The sequence below is a fragment of the Sodalis praecaptivus genome (genome assembly GCF_000517425.1).
Classification (GTDB): Bacteria; Pseudomonadota; Gammaproteobacteria; order Enterobacterales; family Enterobacteriaceae; genus Sodalis_A; species Sodalis_A praecaptivus.
The window spans coordinates 2,972,602-2,989,226 of the sequence record NZ_CP006569.1 but is presented as its reverse complement, the minus strand read 5'-3'; the positions used below and the strand labels follow the sequence as shown (position 1 = coordinate 2,989,226).

Genomic DNA, 16,625 nt, shown 5'->3' with positions numbered 1-16,625 from the left:
CCGCTTAACCATGATGCGGGCCGCGAAAACCCGCCCGTAGCCTGTCGGCCTCTTCGACCGACACCACCCGGCGGCCCACCGGCCAAACCGCGATGAGCGCCAGCTTGAAATTGGCGATACCAAGGGGGATGCCAATCAGCGTGCAGCATTGGGCAATCCCCGTCAGAATGTGCGACAGACACAGCCACCAGCCGAACACCACGAACCAGAAGACATTAAGCAGCGTGCCGCCGGTATTAAGCAAACCGCTGCGCCGTTCGGGATAAAGCTCGTCCACATGCAGCGCGGTATTGCCGAACGGTACCAGCGACAACTTGGTTATCTCCCAGCAGGCGCGGGTAAAAGGCCAACTGATAATAAGCACGACACTAAGGAGCGTCGCCAGTAGCCAGGCGAGGGTGGTCAAGAAACCGCCAAAAATAAAATTGATAATATTGAGTAGCGTTCGCATAGCGCTCTGGGCAGTGAAGGCTGATAATCGTTAGCGTCGATTGTCTCTGATCCCCATTGCGAATTCTACTCTGTTTTTCTGGCTGGAGCAGGACAACTCAAAGCGGGTACACTAAAGACAGACATCATCGCCATCCGGAATCCTTGCAAGCTTATGGAACTCAAATCCACCTCAATCGGCAAACGTCTGGCGCAGCATCCTTATAACCGCGTACGGCTATTGCATGCCGGCGTCGAGGTCAGCGGCGATAAACACCACTATCTGATCCCGTTCAATCAAATTCTCGCGATTCAATGTCGCCGCGGCATCGTGTGGGGCGAGCTGGAATTTGAGCTGCCGGAAGATAAAGTCGTGCGCCTGCACGGCACCGAATGGCAGGAAACCCAGCGGTTCTACCGCTACCTACAGCAGTCGTGGCAGACCTGGAGCGAGGAAATGAGCGCCATTGCCGCCGGGGTGCTGAACGAGCAAGTGGCGAAAATCCAACAGATCATCGATAAGGATAGCTGGCTGCTACAGCAGGATCTGGCCCGGCTGCAGGCGGGGATCCAGCAGGCTGTTGACGCGCTGCCGCTGCCCGTCGCCCGGCTGGAGGCATTTGACGATTGCCGTGAACCTTGGCGTCAATGCCGGGAGTGGCTGGAGGAGGGCGCGCAACGGGTGGCGATGCGTAATCAGCAATGGACGACGCGTATGCTGCAAGAGCATGAGGACTTCTTTCGCTCGGTGGAAAGTTCGCCGCTTAATCTTGCCCAAAGCCGGGCGGTGGTCAACGGCGAGCGATCGCTGCTGGTGCTGGCCGGCGCCGGTAGCGGTAAAACCTCGCTGCTGGTGGCGCGCGCCGGCTGGTTGCTGCGGCGTAATCTGGCGACGCCGGATCAGATTTTGCTGCTGGCGTTCGGCCGCCAGGCGGCACGGGAAATGGACGAACGCCTGCGGCAGCGGCTGGACGTGGATACGATTCAGGCAAGTACCTTTCATGCCTTGGCGCTGATGATTATACGTCAAGGCAACAAAAAGGCGCCGGCCGTGAGCCAGCTTGAAAGCGATGGCGCCGCGCGGCGTAAGCTGCTGATTGACCATTGGCGACAGCAATGCCGCGAAAAAAAGGCGCAGGCCAAAGGGTGGCGGCAGTGGATTGGCGAGGAACTAGGCTGGGAAGTGCCGGACGGCGATTTTTGGCAGAACGATAAACTGGCTAACCGCCTGGCGGGACGGCTGGAGCGCTGGGTCGGGCTGATGCGTTCGCACGGCGGCAGCCAGGCCGGGATGATAGACGCGGCGCCCGATGCGCTGCGCGAGCAGTTTCAAAAACGCATCCGGCTGCTGACGCCGCTGCTGAAAGCCTGGAAACAGGCATTGAAAGAAGAGGGCGCGGTAGACTTTGACGGTCTTATCCACCAGGCGGTGGATATTTTGCAAAAAGGCCGCTTCGTGAGCCCGTGGAAACATATCCTGGTGGATGAGTTTCAGGATATCTCACCCCAGCGCGCCAGACTTATCACCGCGCTGCGCCAACAAAACAGCGCCAGCGCATTGTTCGCCGTTGGGGATGATTGGCAGGCGATTTACCGCTTCAGCGGCGCGGAGCTGGCGTTGACCACCGCCTTCAGCGCGAGTTTTGGCGGTGGCGAACCGCTGGCTCTGGATACCACCTACCGCTTTAATCAACGTATTGGCGAAGTGGCAAACCGGTTTGTGCAGCAAAATCCGTTTCAACTGGCAAAGCCGCTTAACAGCCTGACGCGCGGCGGCAAAAAAGCGGTGTTGATCCTGCCTGAAGATCAACTTGACGCGCTTTTAAACAAACTCAGCGGTTTTGTCACGCCGACGCAACGTATTCTGGTGCTGGCACGTTATCACCATCTGCGCCCGGCGCTGCTGGCAAAAGCGGCGACGCGCTGGCCCAACCTGACGATGGATTTTATGACTATTCATGCCAGCAAAGGGCAGCAGGCGGAGTATGTGATCATTGTCGGCGTCAATGACGGCCGCGACGGATTTCCTGCTGCGGCGCGAGAATCGATTATCGAACAGGTTCTCCTTCCCCCACCGGAGGACTACCCGGACGCGGAAGAGCGTCGCCTGCTGTACGTGGCGCTTACCCGCGCCAAAGAGCAGGTTTGGCTGCTGACGGACAAGGCGAATCCGTCGGTATTCATAGAGGAACTGCTGAGTCAGGGGGTGCCGCAGGCAAGAAAACCTTAAACCGCGCATTTCGCTCTACGGCGCGGCATCGCCAGGCACGCGCGGGCGCGCCTGATGTGGAGTGAGCTCCGTTAGGACGGCAGGCGCTCCGCCAGATAACGTTGATAATCAGGGATGGCGATCGCCACGTCCTGATGGAAAAGAGCGGAGCTAATGAGAAAATCGGCGGTAGAGCGGTTGGTGGCCACGGGGATATTCCACACCGTCGCCAGTCGCAGCAGCGCTTTGACATCCGGGTCGTGCGGAACGGCATTGAGTGGATCCCAAAAGAAAATCATCATATCGATTTTGCCTTCGGAAATCAGGGCGCCCACCTGTTGATCCCCCCCCATCGGGCCGCTGAGCATGCTGTTGACCGGTAAACCGGTTTTAAGCTGCACCAGGTTGCCGGTAGTGCCGGTGGCGTACAGCACGTGTTCCGAAAGTTGCGCTTTGTTGGTCTCCACCCAATTGAGCAGAGACTGTTTACAATGATCATGCGCCACCAGCGCGATATGTTTGCGCGCGGCAATGGTGCGAGTGGTAGATTCCATGTCCAGTTCCTTAAGTCAGACGGTCTACCTATAGACTACTGAAACTCTGTTTCACTGCAAAGAGACAAACCGGCAAATCGGTAAAAAAGCACCGTTTATTTTGTCTCCTCGCCGGAGACTGACTGGCGTTGGCGTACCCAGGCAAGAAAACGCTCCCGGCTGGCCAGGTCGGCCTGCAAAAACCAGAACCGCAGCATTTGCTCCGCCTCTGCGCTCGCAGAACCTTGGCGGGACAAACCGTCAACGGACTGCGCCGGGCGAGGTGCCGGCGCCGCCTGCCCGTGCCGGCGGTTATATTGCTCCAACGCGGGCAGTAAACTCTTCTTGTCCGCATCGAGCCGGCTGACGCTGACCGGCAGCGGTTTCTGGTCCTGATCCTGAAGGCCGACCAGCGGCTGATGGCAAAAACGTTCGCCTTCGGCGCGGCTTGCGAGTCTCGGCAGCACAAATTTCAGCCGTCGCGCCTCGCCCGTGTCAAAGCCGATGATAATGTAGGGGGAGCTGCAGGCCGGCGGCATCACGGTTTTACCCTCGGTCAAGGGTTGTAGCAGGGTAAAAACAAGCTGATGGTGGCCTTGTTCCAGCTCCAGGCTGCTGGCGCCGCGCAGCAGGGAGCTCCCCAGCGCTTTACCATCGACAATCAATAGTTCAAGTTCTTCAGGGAGTTGCAGCGTAGTCGCCATCACGGGAAACCCGGTTAAGATGCATAGCCCCATAACCAGGACGCGCAGGAAATTCATTCTCTCACCTTATCAGAACGCACTCAGAATAATTCACTATGTCTCTATGCTAATGATAATAATTTTGTAGCATTTAGTCACACTTATTTTTATTTTGATATTATTGATTTCCTCTGACGAAAGGTGTTTTTTACCGGGTGGTGTACACTTAACACACCTTTTTTTCGCGGAGAACCGCCATGACAGACGCTGAAATTAGCGACATTCTGCAGACCGTGAAGACCATCGCCCTGGTGGGCGCCAGCGATAATCCGGCCCGACCCAGCCACGGCGTCATGGCTTATTTATTGGCCCATGGCTATCAGGTCTACCCCGTGAACCCAGCCCTGGCAGGGAAAACCCTCTTGGGACAAACCGTTTACGCCAATTTGGCGGCGATCCCGGCCAAAATCGACATGGTGGATGTCTTTCGCCGCGCTGATACGGTTTACGACCTGACGCAGGAAGCGATTGCCATTGATGCCGACGTGCTGTGGCTGCAGCTAGGCATCATAAATGAGCAAGCGGCGGTGCTGGCGAAGAACGTCGGAATGAAAGTGGTCATGGATCGCTGCCCCAAAATTGAAATCCCGCGACTGGGGCTGGACCACTGAGCGTTGCCGATGGCGCGGCGAAAAACCGTAATCGCGCCGAGGGCCCTTTGCTGGCTCGAGTAAGGTAGGGGCTTGGTTACCGGCCCTCGGGACGGCAGAAATCAGGCTGCGCGCGCTCGCGCAGCCATGGGATTAATTTCTCAGGCGGGGTGCCTGAAGTTGTTGGCGGATGGATTCCGCCAACTCATCCAGCGTCGGCTGTTCGGGATGGACTGGAAACGATTCATATCCCAGCTGCGCTTCCGCCAGATAGGTATGCACCGGTTTTCCCTCTTCATCTTCCATCACCACATGATACCAAGGGGCCGTCCGCAGGCTATCGTCGGCCGCAATGTCATCCAGCGAAGGCTTCTCCAGGGAGTATTCCGGATCCACATCGATAATGACCCCCAGATACCCCAGCAGCTTATGCCGGACCTGCTGCCCTATGCCAAATTTGCTGGCAATCATGAGACCTCCAGTGAAAAGTATGCCTTACACTTAATATGGGGGAGGCGTCGGGGAATTCAAGGTGTCAGAACATAATTTAGCCGACTCGGCAGGCAAACCCCTTCAGATACAGCCCTTCGGGATAAGCGCCGGCAACCGGGTGATCGGCCGCCTGGCGAAACTGCTCAATAAACTGTATCTCGCGGCCGGCATCCAGCGCCGCATCCGCCAGAATTTTCTGGAACAGATCGGTGGTCATCAGACCGGAGCAGGAGAAGCTCAGCAGGACCCCTTCCGGCGCCAGCAGTTGCAGCGCCAACAGGTTAATATCTTTATAACCGCGACAGGCGCTGGCCAACTGATTTTTATTTTCAACAAACTTGGGCGGGTCCAGGATAATCATATCAAACTGTTCACCCTCCTCGCGATAACGCCGCAGCAATTGAAAAACATCGTCCCGGACGAAACGCGCACGCGCTAAATCCAGCTGATTAAGCGCCAGGTTTTGCTGCGCCACGTCCAACGCCTGCTGAGACGTGTCGACGCTTATTACTTCTCGGCACCCCCCTTTCATTACCGAAACGGAAAACGCGCCGGTATAGCTAAAACAGTTAAGAACCCGGCACCCGGCGGCGTATTTACGGGCGGACAGGCGGCTATCACGCTGATCAAGATAGAAACCGGTTTTATGGCCTTGGGCAATATCCACCAATAACGCCATATCGTGTTCACGGATAGGAAGCAGGTCTGGTGGGGTGGCCCCGCTGATGACGCCGCGAGTTTCTTTAAGCCCCTCTTTTTTCCGCACCGCGACATCGGAACGATCGTAAAGGGCGCAGTCGGGATAGCAGTGTTTCAGCGCCGCTAACAGGGTGGCGCGTTGATATTCGGCGCCGGCGGACAGCAGTTGCAGAACCAGAAAATCACCATAACGATCGATAGTGATACCGGGCAAACCATCAGACTCACCCGCGATCAGGCGATAGCCATCCAGACCGTCCCGCGCCGCCAAAAAGGTGCGCAGACGCTGAGCGACCTGCAACCGGCGGACGAAGAAGTCGACATCAATTTGCTCGTCGGGAGTGAAGGTCCACACCCTGGCGCGAATTTGCGATTGCGGCGACCACGCGCCACGCGCCAGCCAACGGCCTTTGTCGTCAAAAATATCGATGGTTTCGCCCGGCTGGGCTTTCCCTTCCAGCCGACCTACCGCGCCGGAAAAGATCCAGGGATGGCGCCGCATAAGCGATTTTTCACGGCCGCGCGCCAAAAATAGACGTTTTGTCATCATAAAAGTATGCTAAACCCTAGCTAAAGAGCGCCATTTTGCGAATAAGCGCGGCTAAATGCAACCTACGCCGTTCGGCAGGAGGAGACGATGACAAAGATATGTACGGCGGCCTGGATCCATGGGCAAGTGCAGGGGGTCGGCTTTCGGTACGCCACTTTACATCAGGCAAAGCAATTGGGGCTGAGCGGTTATGTCCGTAACCAGGATGACGGCAGCGTGGAAGTCGTGGCCTGCGGCGAAAGCGAGCGGGTTGAACATCTGCTGGCCTGGCTACGGCAGGGGGGACCGGCACACGCCCGGGTGGATAAAGTGCTTACCGAACCGCGCAACGGTAGCCTTGGTGATTTTCACGGCTTTGACATCCACTACTGACCGCCAGCGGGCATCAGCATTTTACCCGCCAGCTAAGCGTCTCATGCTCGCTAGGCTCAACATGCAGGCTAGGCTGCATAGGCTGTAGGCTAGCCATGCAGGAAGCCAGGGTCGGCTTCATAAACAGGCTAGGGGGCATAGTTAGGCTAGACGTAATCTGCTGGGTGAGGTTAGTCCGTTGGAAAAGTCGAGCTCAAGGACGGGCCTGGCGAACGTCATATTTTGCCGCTTGCTGACTGCATGAGCGATGATGCCGCGGATCACTGAGCGTAATCGTTTATAGCCAGCAGCACCGCAGGGACGTTAAAGGCATTTCACCGGTTTGGGCAAGCCGGCGATTTTCGTTGCCTGCTTGGCAGGGCCCTGTGGAAACAAACGGAAAAGGTAACGGCTGTTCCCTTTCTCCTCGCCGTAAGCCTGAGCCATGGCTTTTACCAGCATGCGGACGGCCGGCGACGTATTATATTGTAAATAGAACGCGCGTACGAAATGGATGACCTGCCAGTGGGCTTCGCTAAGGGTAAGCCCTTCAAGGCGGGCAATTTCTACCGCTAATGACTCGCTCCAGTCCTGCGGGTGGGTTAAATACCCCTGCGCATCGGTTTTGATTTCTGCGCCGTTAAACTCCATCGCTTCCTGTCCGGCTCAAATGATCTGATTCAGAAAGGATAGCAAATCCGCCGGCCAGAAGACACCCCGCCCCGCCCTTGGGCGCATCGGCGCGGCCACGGGCGGGGGGAGGATAAGACGCGATATCAGTTGCTGCGCATGCCGCCGAAGATACTCAGCAGGCTGACAAAGATATTGTACAGCGATACATAGAGGCTGACGGTGGCGCGGATATAGTTTGTCTCTCCGCCGTGGATGATATTGCTGGTTTCCCACAAGATCGCGCCGGAGGAAAACAGAATAAACATGACGCTTATCGCCAGCGACAGGGCGGGAATGTGCAGGAAAAGATTAGCGATAACCGCGACCAGCAGCACCACGAAGCCGGCCATCATCATTCCCGAGAGGAAAGACATATCCTTGCGGGTGGTGAGCACGTACGCCGAGCAGCAGAAGAACACCAGCGCGGTGCCGCCCAGCGCCAGCATAATGACATCCCCTGCACCGGACGCCAGCAACATACTCAGTAGCGGTCCCAGGGTATAGCCCATGAAACCGGTCAGGGCGAAAGTGGCGAGGATACCCGCCGGACTGTTGGCCAGCCGGTACGTCAGGAACAGGAGTCCGTAGAAACCGACCAGCATCAGAATCAAACCGGGTGCCGGCAAACGTAGCAACGTACTTGCAGTGGCGGTAAGCGCCGAAAATGCCAGCGTCAGCGACAACAAGAAATAGGTATTGCGCAGCACCTTGTGGGTGCTTAATAGCGAATGCCTGCGCGAGGACGTCGCAATCAAACGATCCATAATTTGCCTCTCATCATAAAGGTGAGCCAAGAATATTTGATGTAGATTAATAGCTTGCCACCGTTGCGCCTATGGCTTTTACCCATCTTTACGCACCAAAGCCCCCGGCGGCGGACAAAGCGCAGGCGGACAGCAGACTAATGGCGATTTTTCAGTCGATTAGCGCAAAACGCTCTTTACAACCGGAATGACACTGTTTATAGTTCGCCTCGTTGCGGAGGAGTGGCCGAGTGGTTGAAGGCACCGGTCTTGAAAACCGGCGACGCGCAAGCGTTCTAGAGTTCGAATCTCTACTCCTCCGCCATCTCCGCGCCCGCAAGGTTCCCTTGTTCTCTTGTTCTCTTGTTCTCTTGTTCTCTTGTTCTCTTGTTCCCTTGTTCCCTTGTTCCCTTGTTCCCTTGTTCCCTCGCTTCCTCGCTTCCTCGCTTACTCTGTTTCAATGGTTTCTTATTATCCCCTGTTTCGACTGTTTCGACTGTTTCGACTGTTTCGACTGTTTCCTTGTTTCTTCTGTTTCTTCTGTTTCTTCTGTGGCCAATGGTTCCGTTTACGCCTCAGTGCCGCTACACCTGAATTTCTTTAGCTTAACAATTATGGCCATGGCGTGAGCACACGGCGCCAACAGTGACTAAGTCTGCGCGCTTGAGTCGCGCCGTTAGTGCCGACAAGCACGTTTGTTCCGCCGGCGACCGTCAGACTTACCGCTTGAGCGGGGTGCAGGATCACTATCGCCCCCCATTGATGCGTCAGGCTTGCGTGGCCGTTGGAATACCGCTGTCGGCTTCACCTTAGTCTATCTCGCGCCATACGTGTGGTCGAAGATGTCTTGCAGATGCTGCGCCCCTCAGGCCCGTTATGACTAGGACGGTGTGCTCTGGGGAGGATCGCATCGAACCCGTCCTCATAAGCATAATGCGCGAGCGTCGTGTGAACCTGACATGCAGGCTGTGGCTGTTTCGCACCTAGAGGTGGCTATCGCCGCCGCGAACAATAACTGCATTTCGTTATTACGTCATTTAACCGATGGGTGAAGCATTCTCCATCGAGCTTGACCTTTCGTTTCTATCCCTATGGCAGAATGTCGGCAGAACCTGTCATTTCCACCCACCTATAAGAAATGAAGTAATAGGTTTAAGACAAATGAATCAATTATCTTTCGCAAATTCTCTGCGAATTAAGCCATTGTTATAAGGAGTTACTATGCCGTTTCCAACGTGGTTACTAAAAGCCCGCAAAGCAGGAAGTGTTCGCGACCGCAAACGGGAGGGTAAATTACCTACGGGTGGGTTGCCGCTATTTGATAAGGCCATGCCAAGCGGCATAAAAGGTAAAGGGAAATACACTTTTGCTCGCGCATGTTGTTTAAAGCGCGGGCCTGATACCCTGGATGACAGCATTTTTTCCGACGGGCAATATCAGGTGGGGAACGGCAATAGACGCCGTCTGCCGGCAGTAATAGCCACTTTCGGAACGCTGCGGCGGTATCAATTGCCAGAAAATAGGGAGCACAGTGCGACGCCGACGCCCCATCCGCCGCGACAGCAGCGCGGTTCAGGGAAAAGGGTGCAAAGAGAAGCCTCCTGTGAGCCGAAATGTGAAAACGTCGCAACAAGACGTCTCGAAGAGTTGTTACAGGTGGCAGCGGATACGGCGGCCAGCGCCGAATTAGCCATAAATTATGTTGATGAATCCTCAAAGCGTGCCGCCGGCGGCGATGGCATTGTTGCCGTGGTGCAAGCGGCGGCGGCAGCTTCAGTGTCGGCTAAACGGGCGGCGGAACAAGCTTATGTGTCGTTGGAACAAACAGCAGACGCGGCGCAAAAAAACCATTATCAAAAGCGTCTCAGAAAAGCCTTTCACCAAACTTTAGTGAAATCCGCCATTGCTAACTACCTGGCGGGTAGAGCGAACCAAGCGGTGCAGGCCGTGAAAGACGCCGCGGCAGCGGGGAAGGACCCCGGAGACGCTTTAGCCGACTTTATCGCGCGGCAAATTCATTTCATGATGGTGGAATATGCAAATTATCACCCTACGCCTGAAGAAGTGGTTGAGATAGACGCGCTGGCGGAAACGGCAAAGCTGGCCTTGGAACAGACGCAAAACACAGCATTGGAAAACCCGACGCAAAGCGAGACGCGGCTTATTCAAACCGGCAACCCAGCCCAGAGCGAGGGAGAGCGTAGCCAAACGGGCAATCCGACCCAAAACGAGGGAGAACTTATCCAAACTGACGACCCGATCCTGAGCGAGGGGGAGCGTATAGAAACGGTTAATCCATCCCAACGCGAGGCGAAGCTAACCAAAACAGGCGAACTGACCAAAACGGAGGTGGTGCTTTCTCAAGACGGTATGGGGTGGAAAGATGCAATAACGGTGGGCATGACAATCGCCGCCGAAGGCGCCATCGGCCTCGCCGGCGCTTTCGCAGCGTTTGGAGAGGGTGCCGCTGAGGCGGCGGGAGAAACCGCGGTAACGGCTAGCGAGGGCGCTGTCCATGCTGCCATCGAGGCAACCGCGGCAATAGGTGAGTCGTTGGGCGAGATGGAAGCTTTAAGCGGCCTTGAGGGGGGAGCGGCCATTGAGGGTGCTTTGCGCATGAGCCGGTATGGCGATGGCGGTGTGGTAGAGGAAATCTCGGCGGCCGAGTTACGGCACGTTGCGGGTATGGGTATCAACGAGGCGGCAGCGGATATTAATGCCGAAACGGGCGGGAATGCGGCACTGGGCAAAAATGCGAAAGATATCGCCATGCGCGGTAAAACTACGGGCGATGCCGCGCAAGCCCAGCATGTCGCGAAGGTGGCCAGAAGCCATGTTAGTAAGGCAAAAGCGAATTTAGAAACCGCCATGCTTAGATCGCGCGAGGCGAGATTTGCGGCGACGGATATTGCCATACAGGCCGCTAATGCCAAGCGTGTATTAAAAGAGTATGTCGGCGAGGCCAGGGCAAACGAAGAGACGGCGGAACGATTGGCGCAGACAAAGTCGTTGCATAACCAGGCGATGCGCAAATTGACGGCGCTTAGACGCGCCCTTGGCAGCGTTGATGAAGCAGAGGCCGCCGAAGTTGAATTAAGGGAAATCGTGGAGCAATTGAATCAGAAGGCGCTAACAGGCACCAAAGAAGCGGCAGCGGTGGTGAGAGATGAAATACTCGATATCGCTATACAAAGCGGTGAACAGTGACGTCGCGGCCGCAATTTTAGGAAAGACGAGGGGCCGGCGCGAAAAGAGGGGGGTATACTACGCCTTGGCGGCGGGCTCACCGCCGCCGGCGCCGCGTTATTTTGCGGCGTGAACGTAATGAAAAACGTTTAATCAGGATGGATGGCAAACATTCCTCGGGCGCAAATTTTACTTGGGGAAGGTCTTATTTGCTAATTCAGCCTATCTTCGGGCTGGACGGCGGGCGACGCATCACGCTGTGCCGACTCAGGGCATTAAGCGGCAAACGGCAGGTAGACTTAATAATGATTTATGCCCACGCCCGGAGGTGCGGCGATATCCTTATCATCGCTGTTACCGCTATGCAGATCCTACCGGGTTGACGGCGCGTTGAGGACATGCGGCTGTGGAGCGCGCGATTTGTCGGCTAGTGGATAATTCTGAGGTTACCGATGAATTTGACGCTAATGCGGTTAGCGCTGGCGATGGCGGATTGCGTCTCCGCAGACAGCGGATTATTTCGTAGCCAAAGCTGAATTTTACATCTCGGGTCGCACAAATATTCGGGGAGGTCTTGAATCAGATTATGATCGGCACGTAGTTTTCGCAACGAAGGTAAAATCTGTGAGGAGATATTCACTATAAGATTGTTGCTGATGTCGACCATTTCCAGACTTTCGGCAAGGGGCTCCAGAAAATGGGTAAGGCGATTATTGTCGACCACCAACTGAGTGAGGCTATCGGGCAACTCGCCAAGATCATCTAATAGATTATTGCTGGCCAATAGTGCAATTAACGATCGTGGCCAATGGAACGGGGGGCTGGTGATCGCATTATCACTCACATCTAAATATAAAAGCGCCGGCGCCAATTGGGGGATTTCCCGTAATTTGCATTGACGGGCTTCCAGCCACTCCAGCGGTGCGGGGAGCGTGGCGGGCAGACGACCCAACGGATTATGGTTGACCATAAGCCGCTTTAATGTGCTATACAAAGGATTCGGCAAATCCTGGAGGAAATTATTGCTCACATTAAGCCAGGCCAATGGGCTAAGGTAATCTTCGGGCAGTTCTACAAGCCAGTTATCCTGCAAATCCAAACTTTCAAGCTGGACGAGGGAAACCGGCGGCAATGTGCTCAGATGATTATGGCTGGCATTGATGTGGCGTACGCAGGTGGGGATATAAGGTGGCCAGTCGCGCAGTTTGCAACCAGAGAGGTTTAGCTCACGACAATCTTGATGGAGACATTCTGCGATGCGCTTAAGCGCCTCGCTACGCATTTCATCTTCATCGGCCTGACGAGCGTTAACCCATAGCTGTAATTGTTGACTGATATGCGAAAGGGATAATGGCGGCGCGATGATTTCACTCTCAGTGCGCGGGCAACAGCAGGTGGTCGTTATTCTGTACATAATGATTTGAATTCCATTTGTTTTAAAAATACCCTTGGTCGAATCAGGCACGTGTCGTGGCAAGGCGCGCGATGAAAACCTCACGAATAAATCTTAGCTTCAAAATAATTTAAATGACACAATTCGTCTTTTATTACCTACTGCCTAATGGAAATGGCAATTTTTCACCTTAAGATAATATCCCGCCTATGAGAAGTGGGCAAGCGGGATTGCAATGTCTATCCGGTAAAAGGATATTATTCTGTTACTCTGAAACTTGCCAAATCAATATGGTATTTCTTAAGGGTAAGCTGATTTCTACCGTCTCCGTAATGAGGACGAAGATAATAATCACGCTGACCGCGTAGATCGGCAAATTCGGCCCTGAAATGATTTTCGGTAAACAACTCACTGCCTTTATAGACACGAGCCAAATAGCAAGGATCATTAAAATCAAACAATACACCGTCTTTTAGCAGTCGGGTGCCTGTGATACGTGTTTCGTCCTCAAGGGTGTTAGCGCCGGTTATCGACAGTTTTACCCTGCGTTTTTGGTCACAGAGCATCTGTGGAAAAAAATGAAAGTAGCAATGCAGTAACTCGTGGTACAACCCGATGGTTGCTTCGCGTCTGAGCCAGGGGCAAGCGCTTATCAGCGTTTCATCGGCCCCGAGCAAATGATTTTCGGGATCGAACGTAATCACATTGCCGCCCACTTTATTGCTTGCCAAAAATTTGCCCTGCTCAATGCGTACAATATCCGCCATCGAAGGCGGTTGTATGACCACCTTCTTTTGCAACAGAAGCTGCAATAATCGGCGACCTGATGGGGTGAACGTAATATCTTCAAGGGCGTCCTTGACCTGCGCCGTGTAACACTCATTCCCTATAATTTCGATGCCGCGTGCATCTGGCCCTGAACCCGCGGCACAACGTTGCCGATCGCCACATTTTTTAAACGACATGCCGTCGAAAAAACAACTGCCTTCCTGTAAGGCATTTGCGTAGCGATGAATAATAGTCGTAGCCAGACTGTTATGGGCCAGGCTGAGTTGTTGATATAGCGATTTAGACCGTTCGTTTGACGCGCCATTTACCATGTTTCTCAGCAGCACTAAATTATCCATTTTTAGCTGGTTTAACGCCGAAATATCAGCGTTATTCAGGTAAAACCTCACCCAACCGCACTGCATACTTTCGAGAGCCCAGCTTTCAAGCAGGCGCAGAGCAGGCACCTCAAAAACCTTAGTAAGGTACACTTCCAGCGCGCGTTCGATAGGCATGAGGTAGGCTGGCGAGTTTTTCATGCTCAATTGATAACTTATCAATAAATCGGGTATCGCCATAATCGGGCGGCATGATTGCAAGGCAGTACCCGCATTGGCCAGCTTGTCCTTAATGCTAAGAGGCCTAAAATATCTGATGAAAGCCCCTCTCAGACCGTTTTTTTGCAGCGACCCCTCTTTTTTGGCCGTATCGCTTAACGGTCGCTGAATGGGGCAGGGATCCACGATTAAGCGGTATTTCCCGCCGGTGAGTGGGGCGCCTCGAGGGGAAAATTGGACATAAAGCGCTGTACTCTGGCTGCGCTGGGTTTCCAGATTCATGGATGTCGGCAATGTATCACCCTGAGCGACCGTGATAATGTTATCGACATCAAGCAAAGATTTAACCTCTGAAGGCCGGTTGTCCATGGTGTGCTGGTGCAACGTCGGTGAGAGGTCCAGATGATACTTTCTCAATTTATTCATGGTTTTTGTGATTACATGCAAATTGATTTTGCCAAGCCGGTAGATAAACTCTACGCCGCGATCCATTGCCTTTGAACAAGGCTTGGGAGCATGTAGAGCCTGCTATCTGCTAAAAATCCTCCCCCAAGAAGGGATTATCTTTTTCAATACGTTTTCTAATGCCAGCCGAGGGGAGCCGACACGGGTGACCTGTTTAATCAGTGCGGGTTGCGCTTCGCTGCAACAGCGGGGAGATAAGCCGGGGTAAGTGTGCCTGCCGTGCAGGAAAGAGATAACGGCGTACACCGCCTGCGCTTGGCAAGCGTCGGCGGCGTCAGCCAGTCCTTGGTGAAACGCCAGCCGCTTGTTAAGCGCAGAAAATGCCTGCCGTTTAGCATCAAGGTAGGGTGAAACAGGCATAAGCGTTGTTCTCCATGCTGGGAAAATAATGCTTTCTCATAGCCATTATTTACGCCTATTAGCCAATGAGACATCTTGGTCCTGTTACGTACTGGGTGAATAAAGTCAAAGCGTGAGATTTTAACAAACTGATTAGACAAAAAATGGCGTAAGTCAGGGGGGTGAATAGGCGCGAACAGCAGTAATCATTACCTTGTTCATTGATGCTCCGTGATTGATAGTGAAAATCAAGGTTATTTGGAGGATTTAATAAGTTAAGCATCCCTTATAATGCTGACTTCCATGGTTGTAAAACCTTTCCCGGTTTTTTTATCTTATCAGCAGAGTCATTGTCTACCTATTCGATATATTCCGTAGTCATCTGGTAAGGAATGTTTTTCATAAGATAATTTTTAAAGTTGTTTTCATCGCCAAAATATTACAGGTGTTGATGACCTGATGCCGGCGGCATCAGCCACTTCTCCTAACCCCGGCGGTTTAGCTTGCGGGGCCTAGCCTTATGTCCTTGCAAGGTGAAGACGACGGTTTAGCCATTTTCAATCTTCCCCATAGGGTCAACTTATGCCTTGTTATGGTGCACCCCCTTGTCGCAACTGGGATTGGCAGCACCACTTCCGCGACCAGGTAAAAAGTCCTAATCAGCCATAAATTATTCTTATTTAACTATTTACTCTGCATTCCGAGGTGATTTTCATAGCCGATGCGCGAATTGGTCTGCTATTTGCATTAGTCAACCCATTGATTCTGGCACAGCTGCGACGGAGGCAGAAATGAATTTAAGACGACTCAAGTACTTTGTAAAAATCGTCGATATCGGTAGCCTGACACAGGCGGCGGAAGTTCTGCATATAGCGCAACCGGCATTAAGTCAGCAGGTTGCCACTCTGGAGAGCGAGCTTGATCAGAAACTGCTGGTGCGCACCAAACGCGGTGTGACGCCCACCGAAGCGGGGAAAGTCCTTTATTCGCATGCCCGTGCCATCCTGCAGCAATGTGAACTGGCGCAAAGGGCGGTCGGCAATGTCGGGCAGATCGTGAGCGGTCAGGTATCCATCGGTTTGGCGCCGGGCACCTCCTCCAGCCCTCTTATCCGGCCATTATTACAGGCAGTGCGCGATCAATATCCACAGATGACCGTCTACCTGCATGAAAACAGTTCTGCCGCATTAAATGAGAAAGTCAGCCGCGGTCAGTTGGACATGGCCGTACATTACGATCCGGCGGTATTTAGCGGCGTCAGCAGTGTACCTTTGCTGAAAGAAGATCTCTTTCTGGTGGGAACCCATGACAATCCAGGCGGAAGTATAGAGCTGAGCGATGTGGCGATACGCGAGCTTTTCCTGCCGCGAGATTTTTCCGCCATCCGCAAAAGGGTGGATGAAGCCTTTTCCCTGCGCCGATTAAGCGCCAAGATCATTGGGGAAATAGACTCCATTGCGACACTGACGGCGGCGGTTGCAAGCGGTATGGGCAACGCGGTATTGCCGGAATCGACCGCCGCGACGGTGGTCAGCACGACGAATGCCTGGATGGCGCGTATCATCAGCCCCGGCATGCCGTTGCCGCTGACGCTCACCACGTCGTCCCGTTTGCCGCTTTCTCCCGCCGCCTCGGCGGTGAAAACCCTCATGACGACCATGGCTGCGCAGCCGGCGTTGGAGAAACAGGCGCTACTGCTGGCCAGTTGAACATTATCCTGACACGAGTAACGTGTAGAAAAAAAGAAGGCTTCCAGGCGGAAGCTTTTTTTTTATTGACCCACTTTCATTGAGTTAGATAGAACAGACTTGTATTCAATACTTAATATTCTCTTGATATTAAATAAGGATATCAATTATTATGCACTCTGCAAAAGGGCTGTATGGCTGAGCTTTCGCCCGTCAGG

14 protein-coding genes and 1 tRNA gene are annotated in these 16,625 nt (G+C 53.9%); 6 read left to right on the top strand and 9 right to left on the bottom strand.

What is annotated here, in order from left to right:
- Positions 1–4: 4 nt before the first annotated feature.
- Positions 5–451, bottom strand: coding sequence for a YccF domain-containing protein (locus tag SANT_RS13220; protein ID WP_025422768.1), 447 nt, complete (start codon positions 449–451; stop codon positions 5–7).
- A gap of 153 nt (positions 452–604) precedes the next feature.
- On the opposite strand from SANT_RS13220, the gene helD reads away from it, so the two are divergent.
- Positions 605–2,659, top strand: coding sequence for a DNA helicase IV (gene helD / locus SANT_RS13215; RefSeq protein WP_025422767.1), 2,055 nt, complete (start codon positions 605–607; stop codon positions 2,657–2,659).
- A gap of 71 nt (positions 2,660–2,730) precedes the next feature.
- On the opposite strand, the gene SANT_RS13210 is transcribed toward helD, so the two are convergent.
- Both SANT_RS13210 and SANT_RS13205 read right to left on the bottom strand, forming a co-directional pair.
- Positions 2,731–3,192, bottom strand: a complete 462-nt coding sequence (locus SANT_RS13210; protein WP_025422766.1) for a methylglyoxal synthase — start codon at positions 3,190–3,192, stop codon at positions 2,731–2,733.
- 95 nt (positions 3,193–3,287) lie between these two features.
- A complete protein-coding gene (locus SANT_RS13205) occupies positions 3,288–3,932 on the bottom strand; it encodes a DUF2057 domain-containing protein (RefSeq protein ID WP_025422765.1) in 645 nt (214 codons plus the stop codon).
- Positions 3,933–4,111: 179 nt separating this feature from the next.
- On the opposite strand from SANT_RS13205, the gene SANT_RS13200 reads away from it, so the two are divergent.
- Positions 4,112–4,525 (top strand): CoA-binding protein, encoded by a 414-nt coding sequence (locus tag SANT_RS13200; RefSeq protein ID WP_025422764.1) that lies wholly within the window; start codon positions 4,112–4,114, stop codon positions 4,523–4,525.
- A 132-nt stretch (positions 4,526–4,657) separates the two neighbouring features.
- Here the strand turns inward: SANT_RS13200 and hspQ are convergent, their stop codons facing one another.
- Together hspQ and rlmI are read right to left on the bottom strand one after the other, a co-directional pair.
- Entirely contained in the window at positions 4,658–4,975 is a 318-nt protein-coding gene (gene hspQ / locus SANT_RS13195) for a heat shock protein HspQ (protein WP_025245018.1), read from the bottom strand.
- Between the two features lie 76 nt (positions 4,976–5,051).
- Complete coding sequence (rlmI, locus tag SANT_RS13190; RefSeq protein WP_025422763.1) at positions 5,052–6,242, bottom strand: 23S rRNA (cytosine(1962)-C(5))-methyltransferase RlmI; 1,191 nt, start codon at positions 6,240–6,242, stop codon at positions 5,052–5,054.
- A 90-nt stretch (positions 6,243–6,332) separates the two neighbouring features.
- On the opposite strand from rlmI, the gene yccX reads away from it, so the two are divergent.
- Positions 6,333–6,617 (top strand): acylphosphatase, encoded by a 285-nt coding sequence (gene yccX / locus SANT_RS13185; RefSeq protein WP_025422762.1) that lies wholly within the window; start codon positions 6,333–6,335, stop codon positions 6,615–6,617.
- A gap of 303 nt (positions 6,618–6,920) precedes the next feature.
- Here the strand turns inward: yccX and SANT_RS13180 are convergent, their stop codons facing one another.
- Together SANT_RS13180 and yccA are read right to left on the bottom strand one after the other, a co-directional pair.
- On the bottom strand, positions 6,921–7,247 hold the full coding sequence (locus SANT_RS13180; protein WP_025422761.1) for a TusE/DsrC/DsvC family sulfur relay protein: 327 nt from the start codon (positions 7,245–7,247) through the stop codon (positions 6,921–6,923).
- A gap of 125 nt (positions 7,248–7,372) precedes the next feature.
- Complete coding sequence (gene yccA / locus SANT_RS13175; RefSeq protein WP_025422760.1) at positions 7,373–8,032, bottom strand: FtsH protease modulator YccA; 660 nt, start codon at positions 8,030–8,032, stop codon at positions 7,373–7,375.
- A 216-nt stretch (positions 8,033–8,248) separates the two neighbouring features.
- On the opposite strand from yccA, the gene SANT_RS13170 reads away from it, so the two are divergent.
- Positions 8,249–8,336: transfer RNA gene (locus tag SANT_RS13170), tRNA-Ser, on the top strand.
- Between the two features lie 896 nt (positions 8,337–9,232).
- The gene (locus SANT_RS13165; protein WP_025422759.1) at positions 9,233–11,218 is read left to right on the top strand and encodes a hypothetical protein; all 1,986 of its coding nucleotides are present in this window, start codon (positions 9,233–9,235) and stop codon (positions 11,216–11,218) included.
- A gap of 406 nt (positions 11,219–11,624) precedes the next feature.
- Here SANT_RS13165 and SANT_RS13155 read toward each other — a convergent pair whose 3' ends face one another.
- Together SANT_RS13155 and SANT_RS13150 are read right to left on the bottom strand one after the other, a co-directional pair.
- A complete protein-coding gene (locus tag SANT_RS13155; protein ID WP_148296289.1) occupies positions 11,625–12,695 on the bottom strand; it encodes a hypothetical protein in 1,071 nt (356 codons plus the stop codon).
- 152 nt (positions 12,696–12,847) lie between these two features.
- Positions 12,848–14,407, bottom strand: coding sequence for a M91 family zinc metallopeptidase (locus SANT_RS13150; protein ID WP_025422756.1), 1,560 nt, complete (start codon positions 14,405–14,407; stop codon positions 12,848–12,850).
- Between the two features lie 1,103 nt (positions 14,408–15,510).
- Here SANT_RS13150 and nac point away from each other — a divergent pair.
- Positions 15,511–16,428, top strand: coding sequence for a nitrogen assimilation transcriptional regulator NAC (nac, locus tag SANT_RS13140; protein ID WP_025422754.1), 918 nt, complete (start codon positions 15,511–15,513; stop codon positions 16,426–16,428).
- Positions 16,429–16,625: the final 197 nt, after the last annotated feature.

Coding starts and splice junctions, on each gene's coding strand:
- SANT_RS13150 (WP_025422756.1), bottom strand. CDS start 14,407: ATGGATCGCGGCGTAGAGTTTATCTACCGGCTTGGCAAAATCAATTTG.
- SANT_RS13210 (WP_025422766.1), bottom strand. CDS start 3,192: ATGGAATCTACCACTCGCACCATTGCCGCGCGCAAACATATCGCGCTG.
- rlmI (WP_025422763.1), bottom strand. CDS start 6,242: ATGACAAAACGTCTATTTTTGGCGCGCGGCCGTGAAAAATCGCTTATG.
- hspQ (WP_025245018.1), bottom strand. CDS start 4,975: ATGATTGCCAGCAAATTTGGCATAGGGCAGCAGGTCCGGCATAAGCTG.
- yccA (WP_025422760.1), bottom strand. CDS start 8,032: ATGGATCGTTTGATTGCGACGTCCTCGCGCAGGCATTCGCTATTAAGC.
- helD (WP_025422767.1), top strand. CDS start 605: ATGGAACTCAAATCCACCTCAATCGGCAAACGTCTGGCGCAGCATCCT.
- SANT_RS13205 (WP_025422765.1), bottom strand. CDS start 3,932: ATGAATTTCCTGCGCGTCCTGGTTATGGGGCTATGCATCTTAACCGGG.
- SANT_RS13200 (WP_025422764.1), top strand. CDS start 4,112: ATGACAGACGCTGAAATTAGCGACATTCTGCAGACCGTGAAGACCATC.
- nac (WP_025422754.1), top strand. CDS start 15,511: ATGAATTTAAGACGACTCAAGTACTTTGTAAAAATCGTCGATATCGGT.
- SANT_RS13165 (WP_025422759.1), top strand. CDS start 9,233: ATGCCGTTTCCAACGTGGTTACTAAAAGCCCGCAAAGCAGGAAGTGTT.
- SANT_RS13220 (WP_025422768.1), bottom strand. CDS start 451: ATGCGAACGCTACTCAATATTATCAATTTTATTTTTGGCGGTTTCTTG.
- yccX (WP_025422762.1), top strand. CDS start 6,333: ATGACAAAGATATGTACGGCGGCCTGGATCCATGGGCAAGTGCAGGGG.
- SANT_RS13180 (WP_025422761.1), bottom strand. CDS start 7,247: ATGGAGTTTAACGGCGCAGAAATCAAAACCGATGCGCAGGGGTATTTA.